2 protein-coding genes are annotated in these 1,556 nt (G+C 58.7%); both read right to left on the bottom strand.

Annotation, left to right across the window (positions count from 1 at the left end; translation table 11 throughout):
* Positions 1 to 305: 305 nt before the first annotated feature.
* Positions 306 to 1,145, bottom strand: coding sequence for a sulfonamide-resistant dihydropteroate synthase Sul1 (gene sul1, locus ACOTX5_RS26470; protein ID WP_000259031.1), 840 nt, complete (start codon positions 1,143 to 1,145; stop codon positions 306 to 308).
* On the bottom strand, positions 1,139 to 1,486 hold the full coding sequence (locus ACOTX5_RS26465) for a quaternary ammonium compound efflux SMR transporter QacE delta 1 (RefSeq protein WP_000679427.1): 348 nt from the start codon (positions 1,484 to 1,486) through the stop codon (positions 1,139 to 1,141). The genes sul1 and ACOTX5_RS26465 overlap by 7 nt, the downstream gene beginning before the upstream one ends.
* Between the last annotated feature and the right edge of the window lie 70 nt (positions 1,487 to 1,556).

Genomic DNA, 1,556 nt, shown 5'->3' with positions numbered 1-1,556 from the left:
CTAGGAGCTCGGATCTCAGGACGAAGGTCTCCGCGAATGTCCGGTCGATCCGCGCGACGTCCCAGGCGGGCGTTCCCTTGGCGGACATCCACGCCGCAGCGTCGTGCATCAGCCGCACAACCTCGTCGATATCACCCGAGCAGGCGACCCGAACGTTCGGAGGCTCCTCGCTGTCCATTCGCTCCCCTGGCGCGGTATGAACCGCCGCCTCATAGTGCAGTTTGATCCTGACGAGCCCAGCATGTCTGCGCCCACCTTCGCGGAACCTGACCAGGGTCCGCTAGCGGGCGGCCGGAAGGTGAATGCTAGGCATGATCTAACCCTCGGTCTCTGGCGTCGCGACTGCGAAATTTCGCGAGGGTTTCCGAGAAGGTGATTGCGCTTCGCAGATCTCCAGGCGCGTGGGTGCGGACGTAGTCAGCGCCATTGCCGATCGCGTGAAGTTCCGCCGCAAGGCTCGCTGGACCCAGATCCTTTACAGGAAGGCCAACGGTGGCGCCCAAGAAGGATTTCCGCGACACCGAGACCAATAGCGGAAGCCCCAACGCCGACTTCAGCTTTTGAAGGTTCGACAGCACGTGCAGCGATGTTTCCGGTGCGGGGCTCAAGAAAAATCCCATCCCCGGATCGAGGATGAGCCGGTCGGCAGCGACCCCGCTCCGTCGCAAGGCGGAAACCCGCGCCTCGAAGAACCGCACAATCTCGTCGAGCGCGTCTTCGGGTCGAAGGTGACCGGTGCGGGTGGCGATGCCATCCCGCTGCGCTGAGTGCATAACCACCAGCCTGCAGTCCGCCTCAGCAATATCGGGATAGAGCGCAGGGTCAGGAAATCCTTGGATATCGTTCAGGTAGCCCACGCCGCGCTTGAGCGCATAGCGCTGGGTTTCCGGTTGGAAGCTGTCGATTGAAACACGGTGCATCTGATCGGACAGGGCGTCTAAGAGCGGCGCAATACGTCTGATCTCATCGGCCGGCGATACAGGCCTCGCGTCCGGATGGCTGGCGGCCGGTCCGACATCCACGACGTCTGATCCGACTCGCAGCATTTCGATCGCCGCGGTGACAGCGCCGGCGGGGTCTAGCCGCCGGCTCTCATCGAAGAAGGAGTCCTCGGTGAGATTCAGAATGCCGAACACCGTCACCATGGCGTCGGCCTCCGCAGCGACTTCCACGATGGGGATCGGGCGAGCAAAAAGGCAGCAATTATGAGCCCCATACCTACAAAGCCCCACGCATCAAGCTTTTGCCCATGAAGCAACCAGGCAATGGCTGTAATTATGACGACGCCGAGTCCCGACCAGACTGCATAAGCAACACCGACAGGGATGGATTTCAGAACCAGAGAAAGAAAATAAAATGCGATGCCATAACCGATTATGACAACGGCGGAAGGGGCAAGCTTAGTAAAGCCCTCGCTAGATTTTAATGCGGATGTTGCGATTACTTCGCCAACTATTGCGATAACAAGAAAAAGCCAGCCTTTCATGATATATCTCCCAATTTGTGTAGGGCTTATTATGCACGCTTAAAAATAATAAAAGCAGACTTGACCTGAT

Source organism: Enterobacter cloacae complex sp. IR5441 (assembly GCF_049238215.1).
GTDB classification, from domain to species: domain Bacteria; phylum Pseudomonadota; class Gammaproteobacteria; order Enterobacterales; family Enterobacteriaceae; genus Enterobacter; species Enterobacter hormaechei_C.
This window is presented reverse-complemented; position numbering and strand designations above follow the sequence as displayed.

What these genes read in the sequence shown, in the direction of transcription:
- ACOTX5_RS26465 (WP_000679427.1), bottom strand. Translation starts at nt 1,486, where the DNA reads ATGAAAGGCTGGCTTTTTCTTGTTATCGCAATAGTTGGCGAAGTAATC.
- sul1 (WP_000259031.1), bottom strand. Translation starts at nt 1,145, where the DNA reads ATGGTGACGGTGTTCGGCATTCTGAATCTCACCGAGGACTCCTTCTTC.